At 76.6% G+C, this 22335-nt stretch carries 22 protein-coding genes; 8 read left to right on the top strand and 14 right to left on the bottom strand.

Going from position 1 to position 22335, the window contains the following annotated elements:
* Positions 1-60: 60 nt before the first annotated feature.
* Positions 61-963 (bottom strand): alpha/beta hydrolase, encoded by a 903-nt coding sequence (locus D0Z06_RS12440; RefSeq protein ID WP_117377747.1) that lies wholly within the window; start codon positions 961-963, stop codon positions 61-63.
* A gap of 121 nt (positions 964-1084) precedes the next feature.
* Here D0Z06_RS12440 and D0Z06_RS12435 point away from each other — a divergent pair, with 121 nt between their 5' ends.
* Together D0Z06_RS12435 and D0Z06_RS12430 are read left to right on the top strand one after the other, a co-directional pair.
* Positions 1085-1990, top strand: coding sequence for a helix-turn-helix domain-containing protein (locus tag D0Z06_RS12435; RefSeq protein ID WP_158579971.1), 906 nt, complete (start codon positions 1085-1087; stop codon positions 1988-1990).
* Positions 1991-2056: 66 nt separating this feature from the next.
* A complete protein-coding gene (locus tag D0Z06_RS12430) occupies positions 2057-2596 on the top strand; it encodes a gamma-glutamylcyclotransferase family protein (protein WP_117377745.1) in 540 nt (179 codons plus the stop codon).
* Positions 2597-2612: 16 nt separating this feature from the next.
* Here the strand turns inward: D0Z06_RS12430 and D0Z06_RS12425 are convergent, their stop codons facing one another.
* Complete coding sequence (locus tag D0Z06_RS12425; RefSeq protein ID WP_233517633.1) at positions 2613-3605, bottom strand: transglycosylase domain-containing protein; 993 nt, start codon at positions 3603-3605, stop codon at positions 2613-2615.
* Positions 3606-3696: 91 nt separating this feature from the next.
* Between D0Z06_RS12425 and D0Z06_RS12420 the strand changes: the two genes are divergently transcribed.
* Positions 3697-4269, top strand: coding sequence for a TIGR03086 family metal-binding protein (locus D0Z06_RS12420; protein ID WP_117377744.1), 573 nt, complete (start codon positions 3697-3699; stop codon positions 4267-4269).
* 54 nt (positions 4270-4323) lie between these two features.
* On the opposite strand, the gene D0Z06_RS12415 is transcribed toward D0Z06_RS12420, so the two are convergent.
* Positions 4324-4686: a DUF1330 domain-containing protein gene (locus tag D0Z06_RS12415; protein ID WP_117377811.1), complete on the bottom strand. Its 363-nt coding sequence runs from the start codon at positions 4684-4686 to the stop codon at positions 4324-4326.
* 306 nt (positions 4687-4992) lie between these two features.
* On the opposite strand from D0Z06_RS12415, the gene D0Z06_RS12410 reads away from it, so the two are divergent.
* The gene (locus D0Z06_RS12410; protein WP_117377743.1) at positions 4993-6099 is read left to right on the top strand and encodes a class II histone deacetylase; all 1107 of its coding nucleotides are present in this window, start codon (positions 4993-4995) and stop codon (positions 6097-6099) included.
* A gap of 57 nt (positions 6100-6156) precedes the next feature.
* On the opposite strand, the gene D0Z06_RS12405 is transcribed toward D0Z06_RS12410, so the two are convergent.
* Together D0Z06_RS12405 and D0Z06_RS12400 are read right to left on the bottom strand one after the other, a co-directional pair.
* Positions 6157-7191, bottom strand: coding sequence for a helix-turn-helix domain-containing protein (locus D0Z06_RS12405; RefSeq protein WP_147332042.1), 1035 nt, complete (start codon positions 7189-7191; stop codon positions 6157-6159).
* A 227-nt stretch (positions 7192-7418) separates the two neighbouring features.
* On the bottom strand, positions 7419-8699 hold the full coding sequence (locus tag D0Z06_RS12400; protein WP_233517632.1) for a D-arabinono-1,4-lactone oxidase: 1281 nt from the start codon (positions 8697-8699) through the stop codon (positions 7419-7421).
* Between the two features lie 250 nt (positions 8700-8949).
* Between D0Z06_RS12400 and D0Z06_RS12395 the strand changes: the two genes are divergently transcribed.
* Positions 8950-9351, top strand: coding sequence for a YybH family protein (locus tag D0Z06_RS12395; protein ID WP_117377740.1), 402 nt, complete (start codon positions 8950-8952; stop codon positions 9349-9351).
* A gap of 17 nt (positions 9352-9368) precedes the next feature.
* Here D0Z06_RS12395 and D0Z06_RS12390 read toward each other — a convergent pair whose 3' ends face one another.
* Positions 9369-10442, bottom strand: coding sequence for a hypothetical protein (locus D0Z06_RS12390; protein WP_117377738.1), 1074 nt, complete (start codon positions 10440-10442; stop codon positions 9369-9371).
* Between the two features lie 172 nt (positions 10443-10614).
* On the opposite strand from D0Z06_RS12390, the gene D0Z06_RS12385 reads away from it, so the two are divergent.
* Positions 10615-12012, top strand: a complete 1398-nt coding sequence (locus D0Z06_RS12385) for a DUF4407 domain-containing protein (protein WP_117377736.1) — start codon at positions 10615-10617, stop codon at positions 12010-12012.
* A 67-nt stretch (positions 12013-12079) separates the two neighbouring features.
* Here the strand turns inward: D0Z06_RS12385 and D0Z06_RS12380 are convergent, their stop codons facing one another.
* The 6 genes from D0Z06_RS12380 to D0Z06_RS12355 form a co-directional block, all read right to left on the bottom strand.
* The gene (locus D0Z06_RS12380) at positions 12080-12493 is read right to left on the bottom strand and encodes a nuclear transport factor 2 family protein (RefSeq protein WP_117377734.1); all 414 of its coding nucleotides are present in this window, start codon (positions 12491-12493) and stop codon (positions 12080-12082) included.
* 140 nt (positions 12494-12633) lie between these two features.
* Entirely contained in the window at positions 12634-13965 is a 1332-nt protein-coding gene (locus tag D0Z06_RS26930; protein ID WP_117377732.1) for an ABC1 kinase family protein, read from the bottom strand.
* Between the two features lie 42 nt (positions 13966-14007).
* Positions 14008-14469, bottom strand: coding sequence for an ester cyclase (locus D0Z06_RS12370; RefSeq protein WP_117377730.1), 462 nt, complete (start codon positions 14467-14469; stop codon positions 14008-14010).
* Between the two features lie 123 nt (positions 14470-14592).
* Positions 14593-15828: a polyhydroxyalkanoate depolymerase gene (gene phaZ, locus D0Z06_RS12365; RefSeq protein ID WP_117377728.1), complete on the bottom strand. Its 1236-nt coding sequence runs from the start codon at positions 15826-15828 to the stop codon at positions 14593-14595.
* Positions 15829-15991: 163 nt separating this feature from the next.
* Positions 15992-16282 (bottom strand): HNH endonuclease signature motif containing protein, encoded by a 291-nt coding sequence (locus D0Z06_RS12360; RefSeq protein ID WP_117377726.1) that lies wholly within the window; start codon positions 16280-16282, stop codon positions 15992-15994.
* Between the two features lie 130 nt (positions 16283-16412).
* Positions 16413-17621, bottom strand: coding sequence for a DUF222 domain-containing protein (locus D0Z06_RS12355; protein WP_147332041.1), 1209 nt, complete (start codon positions 17619-17621; stop codon positions 16413-16415).
* Positions 17622-17894: 273 nt separating this feature from the next.
* On the opposite strand from D0Z06_RS12355, the gene D0Z06_RS12350 reads away from it, so the two are divergent.
* Entirely contained in the window at positions 17895-18179 is a 285-nt protein-coding gene (locus D0Z06_RS12350; protein ID WP_147332040.1) for a hypothetical protein, read from the top strand.
* Positions 18180-18301: 122 nt separating this feature from the next.
* Positions 18302-21565 carry a DEAD/DEAH box helicase gene (locus tag D0Z06_RS12345; RefSeq protein ID WP_117377720.1) on the top strand — a complete coding sequence of 1088 codons (3264 nt, stop codon included), beginning with the start codon at positions 18302-18304 and terminating at the stop codon, positions 21563-21565.
* A 67-nt stretch (positions 21566-21632) separates the two neighbouring features.
* Here D0Z06_RS12345 and D0Z06_RS12340 read toward each other — a convergent pair whose 3' ends face one another.
* Positions 21633-22025 carry a type II toxin-antitoxin system VapC family toxin gene (locus tag D0Z06_RS12340; protein ID WP_199522281.1) on the bottom strand — a complete coding sequence of 131 codons (393 nt, stop codon included), beginning with the start codon at positions 22023-22025 and terminating at the stop codon, positions 21633-21635.
* Complete coding sequence (locus D0Z06_RS12335) at positions 22022-22276, bottom strand: type II toxin-antitoxin system Phd/YefM family antitoxin (RefSeq protein WP_117377717.1); 255 nt, start codon at positions 22274-22276, stop codon at positions 22022-22024. The genes D0Z06_RS12340 and D0Z06_RS12335 overlap by 4 nt, the downstream gene beginning before the upstream one ends.
* Between the last annotated feature and the right edge of the window lie 59 nt (positions 22277-22335).

The following is a 22335-nucleotide window of genomic DNA, read 5'->3' as shown; positions in this document are numbered from 1 at the left end:
CCGTCGTCCACAGGCCCGCCGGGGCTGTGGACGACGGGTCCGGCCGGGGGATCGGCGTCCTCAGGCCAGGTGCTGCCGGAACCAGGCCAGCTGCGCCGGCGCGGACCGCTCGAACGCCCCGTCCACGTAGGCCTCGAAGTGGCCGACCGGCAGCACCAGCAGCTCCTTGGGGTGGCGGGCCCGCTCGAAGTACTCGAGCGTCAGGTCGGCGACGGTGAGGTGGTCCTGCGCCGCGACCACCACCATCAGCGGCGTCGGGGCGATGTCGGCGATGTAGGCCCCCGGCTCGTACTCGACGAACATCTCCACCGAGCGCAGCGTGACCTCGTTCCGCCAGGACGGCGCCCGGTCCAGGATCGGGCCGAGGAAGAAGTCGTGGGTGTCCGCGGTGGGCAGCGCGCAGGGCTCGTCGGGCTCCTTCTCCCACGCCACCTGGATCATCGCCGGGTCACCGCCGGCGTACCGGGCCACGCGGTCGGCGTCGAACATCTGCCGGAGCTCGGCGAAGACGTCCGCGCGGATGAGCCGGCGGGCGTTGGCCAGGCCGCTGACCAGCGGCACCTGGGACACCACGCAGCGCACCCGCCGGTCGATCGCCGCCACGACGAGCACGTGCCCCCCGCTGTAGCTCGACCCCCAGATGCCGATGCGGCCGGCGTCGCACCACGGCTGCCCCTGCGCCCAGGTGATCGCGTCCCGGTAGTCCCGGACCTGCTGCCACGGGTCGATCTCGCCGCGCGGGGTCCCGTCCGAGGCACCGAGGTTCCGGTTGTCGTAGACCAGCACGCCCAGGCCGCCGGCGGCGAAGCGCGCCGCGAAGTCGTCCAGGTGCATCTCCTTGACGGCGGAGAAGCCGTGGGCCATGACGACCAGCGGGGCCGGGCCGTCCACCCCCTCCGCCGGGTAGTGCCACCCGCGCAGGGTGACGCCGTCCTCGGTCGCGAACTCGATGTCCTCTCGCATGCCCCGACCGTCGCCGTGCGGGCACCGGCCGGTCGCGGCGATCCCCGCACGACGTGCGGCGGTGCCCGCACCCCTTGCCCGCCGCCACCCCGCGGGGTTGGCTCCGCGGCGGGAGGTCCCCATGCCACTGGTCGCCGAGCGCTGGAGCCCCGCCGACGTACCGGCCGCCGAGCGGGTCGAGGCCTTCCGCGCCGCGGTCAGCGAGACCCACCTGCCCTGGTCGCTCACCCCGGGTGAGCCGGCGCCGGGGCCGGTGGAGCTGGCCCGCTACCGGGTCGGCGACCTCGCCCTCGTCGACTGCCGGTGCGGGCCGTGCGCGGGCTCCCGCGGCCGCGCCCAGCTCGCCGCCACCGACGGCGACCGGGTGGGGGTGCTGCTCGTCCGCGAGGGCAGCGAGCTGGTGCAGCTGGGGGAGAGGCGGGTCGTCGTCCCGGCCGGGGCGGCGCTGGTGTGGCGGGCGGACCGGCCGGCGCGCTTCCACGTGCCCGGGCGGCTGCACAAGTGGACCCTGCTGGTCCCGGCGTCCCGGCTCCCCGAGGACGTCCCGGACGGCCTGCTCGACCCGGCCGCCGCCGCCCTGCTGGCCGGCCTGGTGGGGACGGCGCTGGGCGCCGCCGGCACCCTCGACGCGCGGCTCGGCGGGTCGCTGGCCGACGCCCTGGTCGACCTGCTGGCCGGGGCGCTCACCCCACCGCCGCCGGACGACGCCGCCTGGGCGCGCGTGGTCGCGCACGTCGCCGCCCACCTGCGCGACGCGGATCTCACCCCGGCCTCGATCGCCGCGGCGGCCTACGTCTCCGAGCGCTCGCTCTACGCCCTGTGCGCCGCCCGCGGCACCACCCCGGCCGGCTACGTGCGCCGGCTGCGGCTGGAGGGGGCGCGCCGCGAGCTCGCGCGGCGGGGGACGGCGGCCACGGTCGCCGCGGTCGCGCACGCCTGGGGGTTCGGCGACACCGCCACCTTCGGCCGCGGCTTCCGCACCGCGTTCGGGTGCACGCCGGACCAGGTGCGCCGCGGGCAGGGCTGACCCGCCGGTGTGTCCCCCCGTGCCGGCCGGGGCAGGGAGGAGGGGCACCGGGGAGGGGGTGCGGCGATGGGCCGGAGGACCGTGCGCGCGCCGGGGCGCTACCTGGCCTACGGCAGCAACATGGCCAACCCGGCGCTGCGGGGCCTGCCCGGCGTGCGCAGCCTGGGTGCGGCGGCGGTGCCCGGCCACCGGCTGCGCTTCGGCCGCGCGTCGCTGCGCTGGCAGGCCGGCGCGGCCGACGTCGTCCCGGCCGCCGGCTGCACGGTCTGGGGCGAGCTGCTGGAGGTGGACGAGGCTGCGCTGGCCTTCCTCGACGCCAAGGAGGGCGTGGCGCACGGCTGGTACCGCCGGGCGGTCGTGCCGGTGCGGGCCGGCAGCGGGGCGGGGGAGGCGCTCACCTACGTCGTCGTCGAGCCGGCGCCGGTCGAGCAGGTGCCGCGGCCGGACTACCTGCAGCGGATGGTCACCGCCGCCCGCGCGCTGGACCTGCCCGCGGCCTACCAGGACTTCCTGCGCGGGCTGCTGGCCGAGGTCCGCGCCGGGACCGCACCCGGCCGGTTCCGCTGCGCCGGTCCGCCGCCGGCGGCCGGCGGCGAGCGGTACTGACCCCCGGGCGGTGCCGTCAGGCGGTGCCCTCGGCGGCGATGAGGTCGGCGACCGCCTGCGGCCGCTGCGAGCAGTCGTCGGCGGCGGCCGGCTGGTCGGCGGCCAGCCCCGTGATGCCGGCGTCCTCGACCGGCTGGAAACCGCGCGCCGCGATGTGCCGCGGCACCCGGTTCTGGGCGTTGACCACGTGTGAGCGGGACAGCCAGCCCATGCCGTCGGCCACCTCGAAGTCCATCCCGCCGCCGGGTGCGCGCTGCACGTGCCCGGGCGAGGGGAGCAGGCCGACCAGCCGCACCGCGTCGTCGACCGGCAGGTCGGACGGCGGGGTGTCGAAGTAGTACCAGCTGGCCGCGCAGACCCCGTAGAGGGTGGGCCCGAACTGGGCGTAGTTGACGTAGAGCTCGAGCATCCGGCGGTCGTCGAGCGCGAGGGCCAGCTCCGCGGCCAGCCCGGCCTCGACCGCCTTGCGCCAGGCGCTCATGCCCTGGGTGAGGAAGAGGTTCTTGGCCACCTGCTGCGGGATGGTGGAGCCGTGCGGGTCCTCCTGGCCGGAGAGGTGGGCCTGCGCCCGCTCGACCAGCCGGTCCCACTCGAAGGCGCCGGAGCGGTAGGGCAGCGGCTGGTCCTCGTGGGCGATCACCGCGGCCAGGAAGTTGCGCGACACGTGCTCGACCGGGACGGACTGCTGGACGGCGCCGCCCGGGTTGGCCGCCATGAAGGCCGTCGTCGGCGGGTCCACCCAGCGCAGCGCGAGGACCACCAGGGCCTGCAGCACGAGGACGGCGGCGAGGGTGCGGGCGAGCAGCCGCAGCCCGCGGCGCCCGCGCCGGCCGCGCCGCTCCGGGTCGCCGGGGACGGCGTCGCCACCCGGCGGGGGTGCGGGGACCCAGGGCTGCTGCCGGGGGTCGGCCGCCCAGCGCCCGCGGACGCCGGTCGCCCAGCGCCCGCGCGCGTCGGCCGGCCCGGGCACGCGCGCGTCGGCCCACGGGTCCGGCTGGTACTCGGACATGGTGCTGCGCTCTCCCCTGTGTGCGGACCGTCATCATACGAAGACGGTCGGTCAGCACTCACTTCCCGGGCCGGCGGGGGTCTGCCCTGCCGTGGAGACGACGATCGACCTCGGCCCGACGGCGGCCTCCGTGGCCCGCGTCGTGGCCGGTGTGCGCGAGGACCAGCTGACTGGCCCGACGCCCTGCGCGGGCACGTCCGTGGCGGGGCTGCTCGACCACCTGGCGGGGCTGGCCGTGGCCTTCCGGCTCGCCGCGGGGAAGCGGCCGGCCGAGGGCGGGCCCAGGGCGGACGCCGCGGCCCTGCCCCCGGACTGGCGCGACGAGGTCCCCGCGCGGCTCGACGCGCTGGCGGCGGCCTGGCGCGACCCCGCGGCCTGGGATGGGCAGACCGCGGCCGGCGGGGTGGAGATGCCCGGCGCGGTGGCCGGGCTCGTGGCCCTCGACGAGGTGCTGGTGCACGGCTGGGACCTCGCCGTCGCCACCGGGCAGCCCTACGACCCCGACCCGGCCGCGGTGCAGGCGTGCCTGCCGTTCGCGGCCGAGTCCGCCGCCGACCCGCAGCCCGGCCTGTTCGGCCCGCCGGTGCCCGTGCCCGACGACGCCCCGCCGCTGGCCCGGCTGCTCGGGCTCACCGGCCGCGACCCGGGGTGGCGCCCGCGCTGACCCCGCTCACCGCGGCCGCCCGTTCGGTCCTCGCCGGCCGACCCCGGGCGGCACCTACCAGGAACGGGTCGGTTGCAGCACGGCCTCGGTGAGCGCCTCGGTGCGCAGGTGGGTGACCTGCTGGTACTCGGGGTCGGCCACCATCCGGCTGAACGCCTCGCGCGAGGGGTAGCGGACCAGCAGCACGGCGTCCCAGTCCTGCCCCTGCTCGGCGACCAGCGGGGTACCGCCGTCCCCGGCGTAGAGCACCTCCCCGCCGTAGCGCGGCAGGAACGTCTCGGAGAGGGCCTTCGCGTACCGCGCGTAGGACTCCCGGCCGCCCTCGGCGAACCGCAGCAGGTTGAGCATCACGACCGGACCGCCCGGGTCCTCCTGGAGGTAGCGCTTGAGATCGGCACCGCGGGGGTCGACAGCCATGCCCAGCACGCTAGCAACGACGCAGGTGCGGGCCGGTGAGGTCGCTGGTCGACTGCCGGGGACGGCGAGCCGAGCCGTCCCCGGCACCGCTACGGGTCGCCGGCGCGGACCTCCGGCCCCCCGTGGTGATCATGGGGTTCTGGCACGCGACACGGGCCGACACGCCGCGGCGGGCGGTCACATCCCCATGATCACCCGCGAGAGGGCCGGGCCGACGTCCGTGCCGATGGGCAGAAGCGCCCATTGAGCCCGGGCGCCGCCGCGCGGTTGCCTACCGGCACCAGGCATCCGTGAGGGAGGACGGCGATGGCGACCGGGGCACTGTGGGACGAGCGGTACATGTGGTGGGACACGCGTTCGGCCGGGGCGTTCATCCCCGCCGGCGGCTGGATCGAGCCCGACGAGCACGCGGAGAACCCGCGCACCAAGCGCCGGCTGAAGAACCTGCTCGACGCCTCCGGGCTGTCCAAGCAGCTGCAGTGGCTCGACGCCCGCCCGGCCACGGTCGAGGAGCTCTGCCGGGTGCACGACGAGGCGTACGTGCACGCCATGAAGGCGATGTCCGACTCCGGCGGCGGGGACGCCGGGGAGCTGGTGCCCTTCGGGCCGGGCGGCTACGAGATCGCCGTGCTGGCCGCCGGCGGCGCGATCGTCGCGGCCGAGGCGGTCCACACCCGCACGGTCGACAACGCCTACGCGCTCACCCGCCCACCCGGCCACCACGCCGAGCGCGACCGCGGCCGCGGCTTCTGCATGTTCGGCAACGTGGCCATCGCCGCCCGCCACCTGCAGGCGGCGCACGGCGTCCGGCGCATCGCGGTCGTGGATTGGGACGTCCACCACGGCAACGGCACCCAGCAGGCGTTCTACGGGGACGCCGACGTCCTGACCGTCTCCCTGCACCAGGACTCCTACTACCCGCACGAGAGCGGCGCCGCCGAGGAGACCGGGGAGGGGGTGGGGGCCGGCGCGAACATCAACGTCCCACTGCCCCCGGGCACGGGTGTCGGCGGCTACCTCTACGCCATGGAGACGGTCGTGCTCCCGGCGCTGCGGCGCTTCGCCCCGGACTTCGTGTTCGTGGCCTCCGGGTTCGACAGCAGTGCGCTGGACCCGCTGGGCCGGCAGATGCTGCACTCCGGCGCCTACCGGGAGATGACCCGGATGATCGGCGACGTGGCGGCCGAGACGGCCGGCGGCCGGCTGCTGATCGTGCACGAGGGCGGCTACAGCGCGGCCTACGTGCCCTTCTGCGGACTGGCCACGATCGAGCAGCTCAGCGGCGTCCGGACCGAGGTCGAGGACCCGTTCCTGGACTTCCTGTCGGCGATCGGCGGCATGGACCTGCAGCCGCACCAGAAGGACGTCGTGGACGCGCTGCGCCCGCTCGTCGACGGGGTGCCCGGGGCCTGACGGCGCCGGTGACCGGCCGGCCCGCGCACCGGGGCCGGCCGGTCACCGCCGGTCGAGTCACCGCCCCGGCAGCAGCCGCCAGCCCTCCTGGACCGCCCGTACCGCTGCCGCGGCGCGGCTGGGGGCTCCGCACTTGGCCAGCACGTGCTCGACGTGGTGGGCGGCGGTCCGCTCGCTGATGCCCAGCCGGCGGGCGAGCGCGTGGTTGGACAGCCCCTCGGCCAGCAGCGTGAGGACCTCGAGCTCCCGGGCCGACAGACCGTGCGGCGGGTCGCAGGGCCGGCCGACGACGAGGATGCCGCCGGCGACCGCCACCAGCCGGATGCGGGTCCAGCCCGCCGGGCCGTGCCAGCACCAGGCTCCCTCCCCGCGCCGGCTCACGACGGCGGCGAGCAGGGCGGGGTCGTCGGGCAGCAGCGGCGGACGGCCCGGGAGGGGCACCAGCCGCCCGTCGGGGGTGACCACGGACGCCGCCTCGTCCGGCGCGAGGGCGGCGGCGAGCGCGCTGAACCGGCGGGTGGCGTCCACCGCGGCCGCCAGCGCGGGGGCCGCGTGGTGCATCGCCGCGACGACGTCGGGGCCGGGCGCTCCGTCGGTGGTCGTGCTGACGTGCAGGTCGCCGGTCCAGCGGCCGTCGGTGGTGACCAGCCGGGCGGTCGCGCCGCCGCAGTAACCGGCGGGGGAGAACACCTCCCGGACCGACGGGGTGGCCGTGTAGCCGTCGACGTCCCGCCATCCGCGCGCGCGGCGGCCGGGGTCGGTGACCAGCAGGCGGTAACCGACGTCGGCCACCAGGAACCCCGGGCCGGTGAGGTGCGCCAGCACCGGCGCCGGGTAGCCGGAGCAGGCCAGCGCCGTGGACCGGCCGGAGAGCGGTTCGCGGGTGGCCAGCGCGGCAGCCACGACCTCCGGCAGGCCGCACAGCTCTCCCAGCACGTCGCCGGCGGCGGTCTCGGGCGTCGCCGCCGACGAGGCCGCCGTCGCAAGGCGCAGTGCGAGGGCCATGCCGTCCAGGGCCGTGTCGTCCAGGGCCGTGTCGTCCAGGGCCGTGCGGTCGAGGGCCGTGCGGTCCACGGCCGGGGCGTCCGGCACGTGCCCAGCCTGGCGGGTGGCCGGGCCCGGCGGAAGGGGCGGCGGCGCAGGGCCGCAGCACCGACCCGCAGCACCGACCCGCAGCCCGGCCCCCGGCCCCCGGACCTCCGGCCCCCCGTGGTGATCATGGGGTTCTGGCACGCGACACGGGCCGACACGCCGCGGCGGCCGGCCGGAAGCCCATGATCACCGCCAAGAGGGGGGCCGGCGCCCCCGACCGAGGGTGATCAGCCCAGGACGTGCTCCTCCAGCCAGTCGTTGCGGAAGGCACCGCGCGGGTCGAGCCGCTCGGCGAGGGCGACGAAGTCGGCGTGCCGCGGGTAGCGGGCGCTGAGCTCGGCGGCGCCGGCGCGGAACAGCTTGCCCCAGTGCGGGCGCGGGCCGAACGGCTCGAGGGCCGCCTCCAGGTCCGCCAGCAGCGCGCGGACGTCGTCCTCCCGGGGCCGCCAGGTGAAGTGCAGCGCCAGCGCCGGCTCGCCGTGGGCGGTGCTCAGCCAGAGCCGGTCGGCGGCCACCGCGCGGATCTCGCACACCTGCAGCAGCGGCCGGATGCGGGGGGCCAGCGGGCGCACCGCCTCCAGCGCGGCCGCGGCGTGCCGGCGCGGCACGAGGTACTCCGACTGCAGCTCGTCCCCGGCGCTGGGGGTGAAGCCCGTCCGGAAGTGCGGCAGCCGGTCCGACCAGGGGCCGGGCACGCCGAGCTGCGGGGTGCACGGTGCGGGGTCGAGCGCGGGGATGGGGTGCCGGTCGACGGGGGCGGGGGTGGCCCCGAACAGCTCGCCGTCCCCGGGGTCGGGCTCGTCGGTGCGGGACTTGACCCAGAGCAGGTCGACGTCGCGGCCCCAGGTGGTGAACAGGCTGACGCTGTAGCCGCAGGACAGGACGGCGTCCGGGTCGGCCTGCAGCGTCTCCCACGACAGGCCCTCGTAGACCCGCTGCCGGACCTCGTAGGCGGGCTCGACGTCGAGGGTGAGCCGGGTGACCACGCCGAGCGCCCCGAGACCGACGACCAGGCCGTCGAAGTCGGCGTCCCCGCGCCGGGCGTGCCGCACCGCGCCGTCGGAGGTGACCAGCTCCAGCGCGGCCACCGCGGTGGCCAGGTTGCCGTTGCCGACGCCGGAGCCGTGCGTGGCCGTGGCGACCGCGCCCGCGACGGAGATGTGCGGCAGCGAGGCGAGGTTGTGCAGCGCGACGCCGTGCGGTGCCAGCGCCTCGGCCAGCCGCCCGTAGGTGACCCCACCACCCAGCGAGACGGTGCCGGCGCCGGGGTCGACGACGACGTCGGCCGGGTAGCCGGTCCCGTCGGCGAGCGGCTCCAGGCTGAGCAGCTCGGTGGAGTCGGCGATCGCGGTGAACGAGTGCCGGGAACCCAGGACGCCGATCCGCCCGGCGCCGGCCACCAGCTCCTGCACCTGCTCGAGGGTGGCCGGCCGGTGCACCACCCGCGCGGCGTAGGTGTGGTTGCCGGCCCAGTTGCGCAGCGGCGTGCCCGCCGTCGTCCCCGTCACGACGCCCGATCCTCCCTGCCCGAGAGCCGGCACGTCGCCTCCCCGCTCCCCGTGCCCCCCGCACGCAGAGCACGAGGACCCCGGGACGGGTGCGCGCCCGCCGGCGGCCTCCGGCGCGGGGACCACCTCGTGAGGCAGCGGTCGCGGAGCGTGCCGGTGCCGGCCGCCCGGCGCGTTGCCGCGGCCCAGCACGTTGCCCGGACCTCCGGCAGCGCCCGACCCTGGGCGCCACCGACCAGGGGAGGTCGCCATGACCCGCAGTGACACGGTGAGCACCGGCACGGCCCGCGGTGACGTCGACGCCACCGTCGCCACCTTCGTCCAGGCGCTGGAGAGGGGGGACGCCGCGGCGATGGCGTCGGTCTACACGCCGGACGCGCGACTGCTGCCCCCGGGCGCCGAGCCGCAGACCGGAGCCGGCATCGAGCACTTCTGGCGCGGCGCGATCGACCAGGGGGTCACCGGCGGGACCTTGGAGACCGTGTCGCTCGAGGAGTCCGGCGACCTCGCCGTGGAGGAGGGCCGCTACGAGCTGCGAGCCGGGGACGAGACGATCGACCGCGGGAAGTACGTCGTCCTCCACCGGCGGCTGGGGGACGGCAGCTGGAGGTGGGCCATCGACATCTGGAACTCCAGCGTCGCCACCGGCTGACCCCGCGACGCACCCGGTCAGCGCAGCAGGAAGGCGGTCGTCGTCAGGCCGCTGCCGAGGCAGACGCCGGTGGCGACCAGCGTGTCGCCCGACGCGGCGATCGCGCCGAGGCTGCCGGCGCCGGGGCACAGCACGGTGCGGCCGATCCGCTCGCCGGTCGCCAGGTCCACGGTGACGATGCCGGGCTCCACCTGGTAGGCGGCCAGCGGCACGTAGGCGTACCGGCCGTCGGCGTCGACGGCCAGGTCGAGCCCGGAGTCCTCGGTGCCGCTCAGTTCCACCTCCGTGGTCACCTCGGCCCCGTCGACGACGACCAGCCGGCCGGAGGTCGGCCCGGCGACGCTGGCCACCGCGCGACCGTCCGCGGTCAGGGCCAGCCCGGCCGGGGCCGCCGGCGCCCCGGGGAGGACGACGGGGTCGCCCGCCGGGCGCAGGTCGGCGGTGAACCGGGCCAGCACCGGCTGCCCGTCGCGCACCGCGAGCGCGGTGAGGCCGTCGGCGCCGGTCACGAGGTGGGTGGGGGAGACGTCGGCCGCGGTCCGGGCGGCGACCTGCCCGGTCGCGACGTCCACGGCGACCAGCTCGGCCGGGCCGGCCTCCGCGGGGAGCGCGGCGACCAGGGTGCCGCCGTCGGGGGAGAGGGCGAGCGTGCTGCGGGTCGCCGCCGTCGCGACGGTGGTGGGGGTCGGCTCGGCGTCGCCGGGGGGCACGGTGAGCACGGTGAGCACGCCGTCCCGGATGCCGGCGACGACCGCGGTGCCGTCGGGGGTCACCGCCACCTCGGCGTCGGGGCCGGCCGCGGGGATCTCCCGGCGGACCGTCGACCCGTCGTCGCCGAGGTGCACCAGCCAGCTGCGGTCGGAGCTGCCGACGAGGGCGACGACACCGCCGGTCGGGTCGGCCGCGAGGTCGTGCGGGCGGACGTCGGCGTTGACGGTCGTGTCGAGGTCGATCGTGCCGGCGCGCGTCCACGACGGCGGGGCGGGCGCGGGGTCGCCGTCCCCGCCGGTGGCCGTGCAGCCGGTCACCAGCGCCACCCCGAGCGGCACGGCGGCGAGCAGGGCCGCGGCGGTGCGGCGGGCGGTGGGCATGTCGGCTCCGGGGCAGGGGAACCCGAGCCTCCCGCCGTCCGGCCGGAGCGGGCAAGCGGGGGACGCGACGCCGATCACGCCCGAGACCGTGCCGTGACCCGCCGGGACTGCCGATGAGAGGGGGCGAGGCGGCGGAGACCCACGACCCCCGTCGCCCGGGGGTGCGTGCGACATGGCTCGAGAGCGGATCGGGGACGGCCTGGCCGTGCTCGGCGGGGCGCGTCCCGACCTGCTGGCGGCCGCGCCCGGGGCCCGGCCGAAGTTCGTCGCGCTCGGCGGGGTGCTGCTGAGCACCGGCGGGCTCGCGGTGCTGTCGGCGGCGTTCGCCGTGCACATGGCGATCGGGATGTGGTGGCCGTTCGCGCTGCTGGTCGGCCTGTTCTGGGGCGCGGTGATCGTCAACCTCGACCGGATGCTGCTGGTCGGGATGGCGCACGACGGCTCGTGGCAGCGGAACCTGGCCATGGCCGTGCCGCGGGTCGGGCTGGCGCTGGTCCTGGGCGTGGTGGTGGCGACGCCGCTGACGCTGCAGGTGTTCCACAAGGAGATCGACACCGAGATCGTCACGATGCAGGCCGAGGCCGCCGACGCCTACCGGACCTCGCTGGAGTCCGACGCCCGCTTCGCCGGCCTCCCCGAGCTGCGGGCGCGGATCGCCACCGACCAGGAGGTCGTGGCCTCGGGCGGGCGCAGCGACGAGGGCCTGGCCGCCGTGCACGCCCAGGCCTCCGCCGCGCAGGCCGCCCACGACGCCGCCGTCGCCTCCGCCCGCGAGCTCGAGGCCAGGGCCCAGTGCGAGCTGGACGGCACCTGCGGCACCGGCGACGCCGGCACCGGGGCGGCCTACCAGCAGGCCCGCGCGGCCGCGGACGCCGCCGCCGCGGCCGTCACCGGCGCCCGCACCGAGCTCGACGCCGCGCTCGCCGCCGCCTCGGCCGCCGAGGCGCGCAGCGCCGGCCAGGCCGCCTCCTCGCTGGAGACCGACCAGGCCGAGCTGGCCCGGCTGACCGCCGAGCAGGACCGGCTGCAGGCGGCCTTCGACGCCACCAACGAGGGGTCCGGTGGGATCCTCATGCGGCTGGAGGCGCTGGACCGGCTCAGCGACCGCAACACCACCCTGTGGGCGGCCAAGACGATGCTCTCGCTGCTGTTCATGTGCGTGGAGATCCTGCCGGTCCTCATGAAGCTGCTGCTCAACTTCGGCCCGCCGAGCACCTACGACCGGCTGGCCGCGCTGCGCGACTCCGGGGACGTGGAGATCGAGGAGCTGCAGAAGGAGTCCCGGCTGGAGGTGGCCCGCGCGAACGAGGAGCTGCTGGTGCTGGCCGAGAAGGACCGCATCGAGCGGCGCAAGGAGGCCATCCTGGCCCGCCGCCGTCCCGCCCCCGCCCCGGCTCCGGCGCCCGCTGCGGCGGCGGCCCCCGTGGTCCCGCCGGCCCCGGGCGACCCGGAGGTGCCCGAGCCGCGGCAGCCCTGGGACACCGGCCCGATCCTCACCGCCGCCCGCAACGCCGCCGTCCGCACCGTGCGGACCGTCCGCCGCCGGCCGCCCGGCCGCGTCGCGGTCTGAGCCGTCCCTGCGGGCCACCGGCCCGGCCGGGGTGCAACCGAGCACCCCGGCCGGGCCGGTGGCGTTCTCAGGCGCCGAGCACGTCGGCGAGGTGGCGGGTGTCGACGTACTGCTGGAAGCGGACCACCTTGCCGTCCCGGAGGTCCCACACATGCGCGACCTGGGCGTCCAACGCCTTGCCGGTCGCCCGGCACCGTGGCGCGGCGTAGCGGGCCTCGACGACCACGGTGTCCCCTCCGGCGATGAAGCGGTGCGGCAGGACCTGGAAGCCCTCGTACTCTTCGGCGATCCGCTGGATCACCCCGTCGACGACCTCCTGCCGGCCGCGGAACGCGCGGCCCGGATGCCAGGGGTTGCCCTCGGCCTCGTACCACTCGATGTCGTCGGCCATCCGGGCGAGCACCGTTTCGATGTCCCCGCGGGCGAAGGCCTCGTAGAGGTCCTTCATCACCTCGACGTTGCTGCTGACGGTCTGCGTCATGGCGACCTCCTCCGGGATTGGGGAAGGAGGGCGACGGTAGTGAGCGGCGCGGGGGCGCGGACCGTCGCTGAAGACGGTGCGGGGCCCGGACGGCGGCGCCCCGCGTTCCCTGACCCTCCGTGAGCCGGGCCGCACGGCCGTCAGCGGTAGCCCGGCAGCCAGCGCCGGACCTCGGCGTCCACGGCCACGGTGGCGCCCAGCGAGCAGAGGACGCCGACCAGCCCGACGGCCACCCGCTGCAGCAGCAGGTGCCGCGGCGGGATCGACATGCGCCGCTGGGTGCGGGACGCCGCGCCCAGCGGGTCGGAGGCCCGGCGGGTCTGCTCCTGCATCCAGCCCCGCGTGAAGCGGTAGGACGGCGTCCGCAGCGGCTCGAGGTAGGGGTCGAGCAGGGCCGCCAGCGCGCCGGGGGAGACGGCGCCCGGCTGGAGGAGCCCCGCCGCCCCGGCCAGGTGGTGCATCGTGGCGGCGTCGCCGTCCCGCCCGGCGGCGAGCAACGGGCCGAGCCGCGTCGGCCAGCCGGCGGGCAGGTCCTCGGTGGCGCCGAAGTCGAGGACGGCGAGCCGGCCGTCGTCCAGCAGCCGGAAGTTGCCCGGGTGCGGGTCGCCGTGCAGCTTGCCCGCGCGCACGGGGGCGGAGGCGAACAGCCGCAGCAGCAGCAGCCCGGCGCGGTCGCGGTCGGCGGTGCCGCCCTCGGCGATGACCCGGGACAGCGGCGTCCCGCCGACCCACCGCGTCACCAGCACTCCGGGCTCGACGGCCAGCACCTCCGGGACGGCGATGTCCGGGTCGCCCGCGTAGGCGTCGGCGAAGGCGGTCTGGGCGGCGGCCTCGTGCGGGTAGTCGACCTCCTCGACCACCCGCGCCCGGAGCTCGGCGACCAGCGCGCGGGCGTCCATGCCGGGCGCGGCCGCCCGCATGAGCGGCACCACCGTCTGCAGCACGCCGAGGTCGGCGACCAGCGCGTCCCCGGCGCCGGGGTACTGGACCTTGACCGCGACCGGGGTGCCCGCGGCGGTGCCGTCGTCCCACACCGCCCGGTGCACCTGGCCGACGCTGGCCGCGGCGACCGGCCGGTCGCCGAACTCGCGGAACCGCGTCCGCCAGTCCCCGCCGAGGGCGGCCGCGAGCTGCTGGTGCACCAGCGCCGCCGGCATCGGGGGTGCGGCCTCCTGCAGCTGCACGAGCGCCTCGCGGTACGGGCCGGCCAGCGCCTCGGGCAGGGCGGCCTCCATCGCCGACATCGCCTGGCCGACCTTCATCGCGCCGCCCTTGAGTTCGCCGAGGGTGGCGAACAGCTGCTGGGCGGTGCGCTGCTGCACCTGGGCCGCGACGGCCTCGGCGGGTCGGCCGCCGATCCGCCGGCCGAGGCCGACGGCGGTGCGGCCGGCGAAGCTGGCCGGGAGCACGGCCAGCCGGGCGGTGCGGGCGATCCGGCTGCGGGACGGGCGGCCGGCGGCCTCGGGGGGCATGCGGCGGACGGTAGCGCCCGGGTGCGCCCTCCGCCGCGGCCCTCAGGCGCCGGTACCCGGCATGGGGGGCAGGGCGCCGGCCTTCGTCAGCCAGCCCAGCCAGTCCCCGAAGTGCCAGGCCTCGGAGACCCGGTCGCCGGACCAGTGCAGGACGTGATTTCCCTGGGCGGTGGTGGCGTTGCCCGTCGGCTCCACGCCGGGCAGCAGGTCCGTCGTCCCGGAGAGGACCGCCTCGACCGTCCACCGGTGCACCGAGGTCGTCCCGTCGACGAGGTCCTCCTGCACCTGGACGTGCATCCCCGAGAAGCCGGTCCGGAAGGCGGCGATGAACTCCCGCAGCTCGGCGCGGCCCATGTCGGGGAACGGGGGCGCGTGGTAGACGACGTCCTCGGCGAAGAGCTCGTCCACCGCCGCCAGGTCGCCCTGCTCCCAGGCGGCGACGAAGCGGGTCATCGCCTGGCGGGCCCGGTCCTTCGTGATCGCTGCGCTGGTGGTCCCGGTCATGGCGCGCCTCCTCACCTCGGGTGCCCGTGGCGTCCCCGATGGTCCTCGGGGCGCTGCGGGGCGCCAGGGTCGTCCGGCCCTCGACCTCGGTCGAGGGCCGGACGGGCGGAGGGGATGCGCTGGCTACGCCGTCCGCTCGGCCGCGGCCGCCTGCGCGATGTGGGCCCGGACGACGGGGTAGACCTCGGCCTCCCACCGGGAACCGCTGAAGACCCCGTAGTGGCCCACGCCGTGCTGCAGGTGGTGCCGCTTGCGCTCGTCGGGGATCCCGGTGCACAGCGCATGGGCGGCCTCGGTCTGGCCGGGGGAGCAGATGTCGTCGTTGGCGCCCTCGACGGTGAGCAGCGCGGCGTTGCGGATCGCTCCGGGGTCCACCGGCCGGCCCCGCCAGGTGAAGCGCCCGGTGGCGAAGTGGTGCTCCTGGAAGATGCGGCCGACCGTCTCCAGGTAGAACTCGGCGGGGACGTCCATGACCGCGCCGTACTCGTCGTAGAAGGCCCGGGTGGTCGCCGCCGCGGCCTCGTTGCCGGTGACCAGGTCGCGGTACATGCGCGCGTGCGCGCCCACGTGCCGCTTCGGGTTCATCGACATGAAGGCGGTCAGCTGCACGACGCCGGGGTAGACCCGCCGGCCGGCGCCGGGGTACCGGCGCGGCACGGTGTCGACGACCCGGCGCTCGAACCAGGTCAGCGGCTTGCCGGCGGCCGAGGCGTTGACCCGGTTGGGGTTGACCCGGGTGTCGACCGGGCCGGCCATGAGGGTGACGCTGGCCGGCTCGGCCGGGTCGCCCGCCGCGGCGAGCAGCGCGACCGCGGCCAGCACCGGGACGGCGGGCTGGCACACGGCCACGACGTGGGTGCCGGGGCCGAGGTGGCGCAGCGCGTCCACGACGTGCTCGACGTACTCGTCCAGGCCGAAGGGCCCGTGGTGGGCGGGGACGTCGCGGGCGTTGTGCCAGTCGATGACGTGCACGTCGTGCTCGGAGAGCAGCGTGCGGATCGTCGGCCGGATCAGCGTGGTGAAGTGGCCCGACATGGGGCCGACGACGAGCACGCGGGGCTGGCCGACGACCGACGGCTTGGCGAAGTGCAGCAGCGTGCTGAACGGCGTCGTCCGCGTCGGGCGCTCGACGACCTCGGCGTCGCGGCCGGCCACCGGCACGGTCGGGATGCCGAACGCCGGGCGGTCGTGGGTGGGGCGCGCCTTGGCGAGGATGTCGCACGCCGCCCGCACGTGCCGCACGGCCGGGGTGCGGGCCAGCGGCCCGGGCAGGGCGTGCAGCGCCCGCGAGGTCAGTTCGGACGCGGCGACGACGGGTGCGCCGGCGCGGCGGTTCATCTCGTAGGCGGTGTAGAGCATCGTCCTGCCTGTCGCGGAGTCGGATCTGTCCAGTGACCTAGGTCACCTACCGGACGGTAGCCCCTTGCTGTGACGGCGGCCCGTCGGCGCGCTGCGGCGCGTTTCCGGCGGCACGCCGTGAAGGCACACCGCCGACCTGCCGGCCGGACCGGTGGACGAGTCCTCAGATGGGCAGCGGGTCGGGTGGCGCGAGCTCGTCGAGCCAGGGCGGGTCGGGTTCGGCGTCGTGGCACCAGCCGGGCGGGCGGGTGGTCCGGGAGACCCCCGACGGTGTGCGGACGACGAGCCGGCCGTCCGGCAGCAGGGTGAAGGACCAGCCGCGCGCGAAGGTCTTGATCCGGTGGTGCCGACGGCAGAGGCAGCAGAGGTTCCAGCAGTCGGTCGGCCCGTCGGCGGAGTGGGCCTGACCGTGGTCGAGGTCGTGGCGGCCGGGTCGACGTCGGCAGCCGGGCATGCGGCAGTGCCGGTCGCGGGCGGTGACGAGGCGGCGCTGGGCGGCGGTGGGCCGGTAGCGACGCGTCGGCGGCGGACGCCGCAGGCCGGGCCCGTCGCCCGCGCCGTGTGCGGTGCCTGCTCTGCCTGCTTCACCCGCTCTGCCTGCTTCGCCCGCTCTGCCTGCTTCGCCCGCTCTGCCCGCTGTGCCCGTCTTCCCGCCCATCCCGTCGTCGGTTCCCGCCTTTCCCGCCCGTCCCCTCCAGGTGGGTGCGCTCCTCCTGACCCCGGCCCGGGCAGCCCCCGCTGCTCCGCCGGTCCCGGCGGCGGATGCGGCGACCGCGGCCGGCGGCGCGGCGGAGCGCGGCGCGGGTGGCCACCGCGAGCGTCTCCCCGGTGGCCGGGTCGTCGATCGCGACGTGCACGGCCCCGCCGGTCGGGACGGAGCCGAGGCCGAGCACGGCCAGCTGGGCCAGCAGCTCGCGGCACTGGGCGGCCGAGATCCACTGCCCGTCCAGCTCCGCCGGGGCCGCGCCGACCGGCGCGTCGGCCCGCAGCGAGGGCAGCGCGGCGTGGATGTGCAGCTGTGCGGTCACGGACGGGCGGCTGGCGTCCCAGGGGCGGAGGATGAGGTCCAGCGCGGCTGCCGAGCGCAGCACGCCCATCGGCCGGTCGTCCCCGTCGGCGCGCATCCACCGGGCGTACTGGTCGACCGCGTCGCGGGCCGCGTGCACGGCGGGCAGCGGACCCTCGACCACCAGCCGCCCGAGGTCGTCGGCGGTGCGCTCGACGTGCACGTCGGCCCGGCGCTCGGCCTCCTTCCGGCGGCGCTCCTTGGCCTCGGCGTCCAGCCGGTACAGGTGGTAGCGGGCCCGGTCGGCCAGCCGGCCCGGCGGGCACTGCTCGGCGCCGGGCAGCACCCGGGCGTGGACCCCGGCGGCGACCGCGTCGTCGGCGTCCTCCAGGAGGTCGAGAAGGATGCGCGCCTTGCGCACGGTCAACCGCCCCGCGTACAGCTCCGACCAGGTCGCGGCGAGTGTGGTGGTGAGCAGCAGCGACTCGGCGGCGAGCCGGCCGGCCTCGGCTTCCGAGCAGTTGCGGATGAGGGCCAGCTCGGTGACGACGTCGTCGGAGACGTCGGTGAGCGCGGCCGGGCGCATCGCCCGGGAGTCCGGTCCCGGCCCGCCCCGCAGGCCGAGGGCGGTGTCGCGCTCGACCGAGCGCCGGCGCGCCAGCTCCGCGATCGCTGCCGCCTGCCGGGCGTGCTCGCGCGCCACGTGGGCGTCGGCGGACCAGATGTCGCAGACCAGCTCCAGCTCGCCCGAATCCCGCGACACCACGTCCGCGGGCAGGACGGGCACCGGTTCACCCTCCACCGGCGGCCGCGGCAGCCCTCCGTCCTCCATGCCCGCACGCCAACCAGCACCACCGACAGTTCTGCGCAGGTCAGCGTGGGTAGGGAGGTCGGATCTCGTCCCCCGCGCGCGACCGCGCGAAAGGCGCCGGGCGGACGCTGCTGCCGCCCGCGGACCCCCCGACCCCGCCGACCCACCGGCCTCGTACCGCCGTGTGAGGGAACGGTGGGAACCGCATGACCGCTGGTCCGGCGAACCGGTGGCAGCCACCCTGTGCGTATGGCGTTGGAAGGTTGGGATCACATCCCCCTCGGCTACGGCGCGGATGTCGACGTAGCCGCCGCACCCTGGTGGCTGCGCCTGTGGTTCCACACGCCGTTCATCGACCGGTACGCCTACCCGCGCCTGGTCCAGCGTGGCCTCGGCTACCTGACGCCTTCCCCCGACTGCCCGACCGAGGAGCGCGAGCCGGTCGGTGGGGGCTGGCGGCTACGGGAACCCGGGTACGTACGGCCGGGGTCGGTCGTGCCGTTGAAGCCGCTGGACACCGAGCCTGACCGCTGACCGCACGTCGGCTGCCTCATCCCACCGTCACCGTGCGGGGACCGGCCGGAGAACCACCCGACCCCAGCCGCCGGCTGTGGACAAGTGTTCGAAGGCGTGCCCGTGGCCCTAGCCTCGGAGGCGTGCTCGAGGAGATGCAGCCGGCGCTCGCCGACCCCGTGATCCGCCGCTCGGTCGACGAGGGCGCGTGGCGTCGTGGCTCCGCGTACGCCCGTGAGGGCCGGGTGTCGCAGCTCTCCTGCGTCACCGCGACCGGCCAGCTCGCCGCCGTGGTGACCGGCAGCCAGGGGCAGCGGTACACGACCGTGGCGGAGTACGACGGCGCCCAGGACTGCTGGTGGGGGGAGTGCAGCTGCCCGGTCGGCGTCGACTGCAAGCACGTCGCCGCACTGCTCGTGGCCGCCCGGGCCGCTCTCCCCGCCGCGCCGGTGGCACCCGGCCCGCCGGCGTGGGAGCGCGTGCTGGGCGACCTCGTGCCGGGCGGGGCGTCCGGCACGGGCACCCCGCTGGGGTTGCAGTTCGACGTCGAGGAGGGCCGCCGCGGCGCCGCGTCCGGGGTGTCGGTGCGGCTGCGCCCGGTCGTGCCGGGCGCCAAGGGCCGCTGGATCCGCACCGGGGTGTCGTGGCGTGACCTCGAGTACGACTGGTCGGGGCGGCGCAACCCCGCGCACGCCGCCGCGCTCCTGGCCGTGTACCGGGCACACCACGCGGCCGGCGCCGTGCGCGCCTACTACTACGCCTCCGGTGACGCGCACGTGCGGCTGGAGGAATTCGGCCCCACGCTCTGGCCGGCCCTGCAGCAGGCGGTGGACGACGGCGTGCCGTTCATGACCGCCCGGGGCCGGCCGGTCCGCGTCGCCGGGCACCCGGGCGCGCTCGCCGTGGACGTGCGCCAGGAGGCGGACGCCGGCCTGCGGCTGCAGGCGGTCGTCGAACTGGGGGACGACGTCCTGCCGGCGGCGTCGGCGCTGCTGCTCGGCAGCCCGCCGCACGGCGCCGCCCTCGTCGACGGCGCCGAGGGGCTGCCGGCCGGCCTCGTCCCGGAGGGTGGGCTGCTGCTGGTGCCCCTGCAGCGGGTGCCCCGGAGCGCCGAGAAGGTGGTCACCGGCGGGCCGGTGCGCGTGCCGGCGGCCGACCGCGCCCGCTTCCTGGGCGGGTTCTACCCTGCGCTGCACCGCGCGCTGCCGGTCTTCTCCTCCGACGGTTCGGTGGAGCTCCCGGAGGTGCTGCCGCCGCGGCTGTGCCTGACCGTCGAGCACGCGCCCGGCCACCGTGCCCGGCTGACCTGGACGGTGGAGTACCGGGCGGGGGACCAGGCCCGCCGGCTGCCGCTGGCCCCCGGTGCGGACGCCGGGCGCGACGCCCCCGCGGAGGAGCGGCTGCTGCGGGCCCTGCCCGCGCCACCGGCCCGGCTGGCGCGGCTGTGGCCGGACGGGCCCGGCCGGCGGCCGGAGGAGAGCGCCGAGCTGGCCGGCATGGACACCGTCGTCCTCACGACCGAGCTGCTGCCCCGGCTCGCGGAGGCCGGGGTGCTGGTCGAGGTGACCGGCGAGCCGCCGGAGTTCCGGCGCGCCGAGGCCGACCCGGTCGTGGCGGTGTCGGCGACCGGCGGTGAGGCCGGCACCGACGGCGGGGACGGCGACTGGTTCGACCTCGGCGTCACGGTCACCGTGGACGGCGAGGACATCCCGTTCGTCCTGCTGTTCGCGGCGCTCGCGGCCGGGGAGGAGCACCTGCTGCTGCCCAGCGGCACGTGGTTCGACGTCCGCCGGCCCGAGTTCGAGCGGCTGCGGGCGCTGATCGACGAGGCGCGGGCGCTGCAGGACGTCGACCGGCCGGGGCTGCGGATCAGCCGCTACCAGGCCGGGCTCTGGGAGGAGCTCGTGCAGCTGGGCGTGGTCGCCGAGCAGAGCGAGCGGTGGGCGCGCGACGTCCGGGCGCTGCTCGACGTGGCCGGCGCGGCGCCGCCCGCGGCACCCGCCGGCCTGGTCGCCCGGCTGCGGCCCTACCAGCTGGCGGGCTACCAGTGGCTGTCCGTGCTGTGGGACACCGGGCTCGGCGGCGTGCTCGCCGACGACATGGGCCTGGGCAAGACCCTGCAGACCCTGGCCGTGGTGTGCCGGGCCCAGGAGGCCGGCGAGCTGACCGCCCCGGTGCTGGTGGTGGCGCCCACCAGCGTGGTGTCGAACTGGGCGCGGGAGGCCGCCCGCTTCGCACCGGACCTGCGGGTGCGGACCGTCGAGGCCACGGGCCGCAAGCTGGGCGTGCCCCTGGCCGAGGCGGTGGAGGGCGCCGACCTGGTGGTCACCTCGTACACGCTGCTGCGGCTCGGCGAGGCCGACCACCGCGCGCTGCCCTGGCGCGGGCTGGTGCTCGACGAGGCGCAGTTCGTGAAGAACCACCAGGCGAAGACCTACGCCGCCGCCCGCCGGCTGCCGGCCCGGTTCAAGCTGGCCATCACCGGCACGCCGGTCGAGAACAGCCTGATGGACCTGTGGTCGATGCTCTCCATCGTCGCGCCCGGGCTGTTCCCGAGCCCGCAGCGGTTCACCGAGCACTACCGGACGCCGATCGAGCGGGGCGGCGACCAGGAGCGGCTGGCCGCGCTGCGCCGCCGCGTCCGGCCGCTGATGCGCCGCCGCACCAAGGAGCAGGTCGCCGCCGAGCTGCCGCCCAAGCAGGAGCAGGTGCTCGAGGTGGTGCTCGACCCGAAGCACCGCAAGGTCTACGACACCCACCTGCAGCGGGAGCGGCGCAAGGTGCTCGGCCTCGTCGACGACCTCGACCGCAACCGGTTCACCATCTTCCGGTCGCTCACCCTGCTGCGGCAGCTCGCCCTCGACGCGTCCCTGGTCGACGAGGCCTACGCCGGGATCCGGTCGAGCAAGGCCGACGCGTTCCTCGAGCACCTGCAGGAGGTGGTCGCCGAGGGGCACCGCGCGCTGGTGTTCAGCTCCTTCACCGGTTTCCTGGGCACGGTGCGCGGCCGGCTGGACGCGGCGGGGCTGCCCTACGCCTACCTCGACGGGCGCACCCGCGACCGGCAGCGGGTGGTCGACGGGTTCCGCGACGGGCGCGCCCCCGTCTTCCTCATCAGCCTCAAGGCCGGGGGGTTCGGGCTGAACCTCACCGAGGCCGACTACGTGTTCGTGCTCGACCCGTGGTGGAACCCGGCGGCCGAGGCGCAGGCGGTCGACCGCACGCACCGGATCGGCCAGGACAAGACGGTGATGGTCTACCGGCTGGTGGCCGCGGACACCATCGAGCAGAAGGTGCTGGCGCTGCAGGAGCGCAAGCGCGACCTGTTCACCCGGGTGATGGACGACGAGGACGGGGCGATGTCCGGTGCGCTCACCGCCGAGGACATCCGAGGCCTCTTCACCTGAGCCCGGTCGGCGGCGCCCCGCAGGTGGCGGCACCGGGCTCGCGAGACACGGGGCAGGGGAGTGCGCCTCAGACCCGGACGACGTGGAGTCCGCTGAGGTCGGCGAGCACATCGAAGTCGGCGTCCTGGCTGACGACCGGCACGTCGTGGGCGAGTGCGGTGGCGGCGATCCACGTGTCGTTGACGTTCATCCGTCGGCCCGACCGGGCGAGGCGCAGACGGAGCTCCGCCCAAGCGTCGGCAACGGGTGCGTCGATCGGCAAGGGGTTCAGGTCGGCGACGGTCTGCAGGGTGGTGAGCCGGCGCGACCGCACCGACAGGTCAGCAGCGGCCAGGACGCCCGCGCGCAGTTCCCCGTAGGTGATCACGGAGACGGCTACCTCGTCGGGCAGTCGTGCGACGTCGAGGCCCCGGCCTTCACGGGCGATGAAGACGCTGGTGTCCAGCAGGCCGCGGGTCACCCGATGGGCCCGAGCTCGTCCGTTCCGCCGGAGAGCGCGCGCAACTCGTCGCCGAGAGCCGGATCGGCCTGGATGGCACCGAGCCGTTCGACGAGGAGGGAACTCCTCGTCCAGTGCGGACGGTGGGTGCGGAGCGGGCCGAGCTCTGCGACCGGCTCGCCGTTGACCGTGATTTGCACGGACTCGCCCGCGGCCGCGCGGCGCAGCACACCGGCGGTGTCGTTGCGCAGCTCCCGGGAGGCGACCTTCACGGCTACAAACGTAGCACATCTGTAGCGCAACAGCGGGTGGCCGGTCGTCCGGTTCCGCC

It is taken from the genome of Geodermatophilus marinus (assembly GCF_003428645.1).
Classification (GTDB): domain Bacteria; phylum Actinomycetota; class Actinomycetes; order Mycobacteriales; family Geodermatophilaceae; genus Geodermatophilus.
This window is presented reverse-complemented; position numbering and strand designations above follow the sequence as displayed.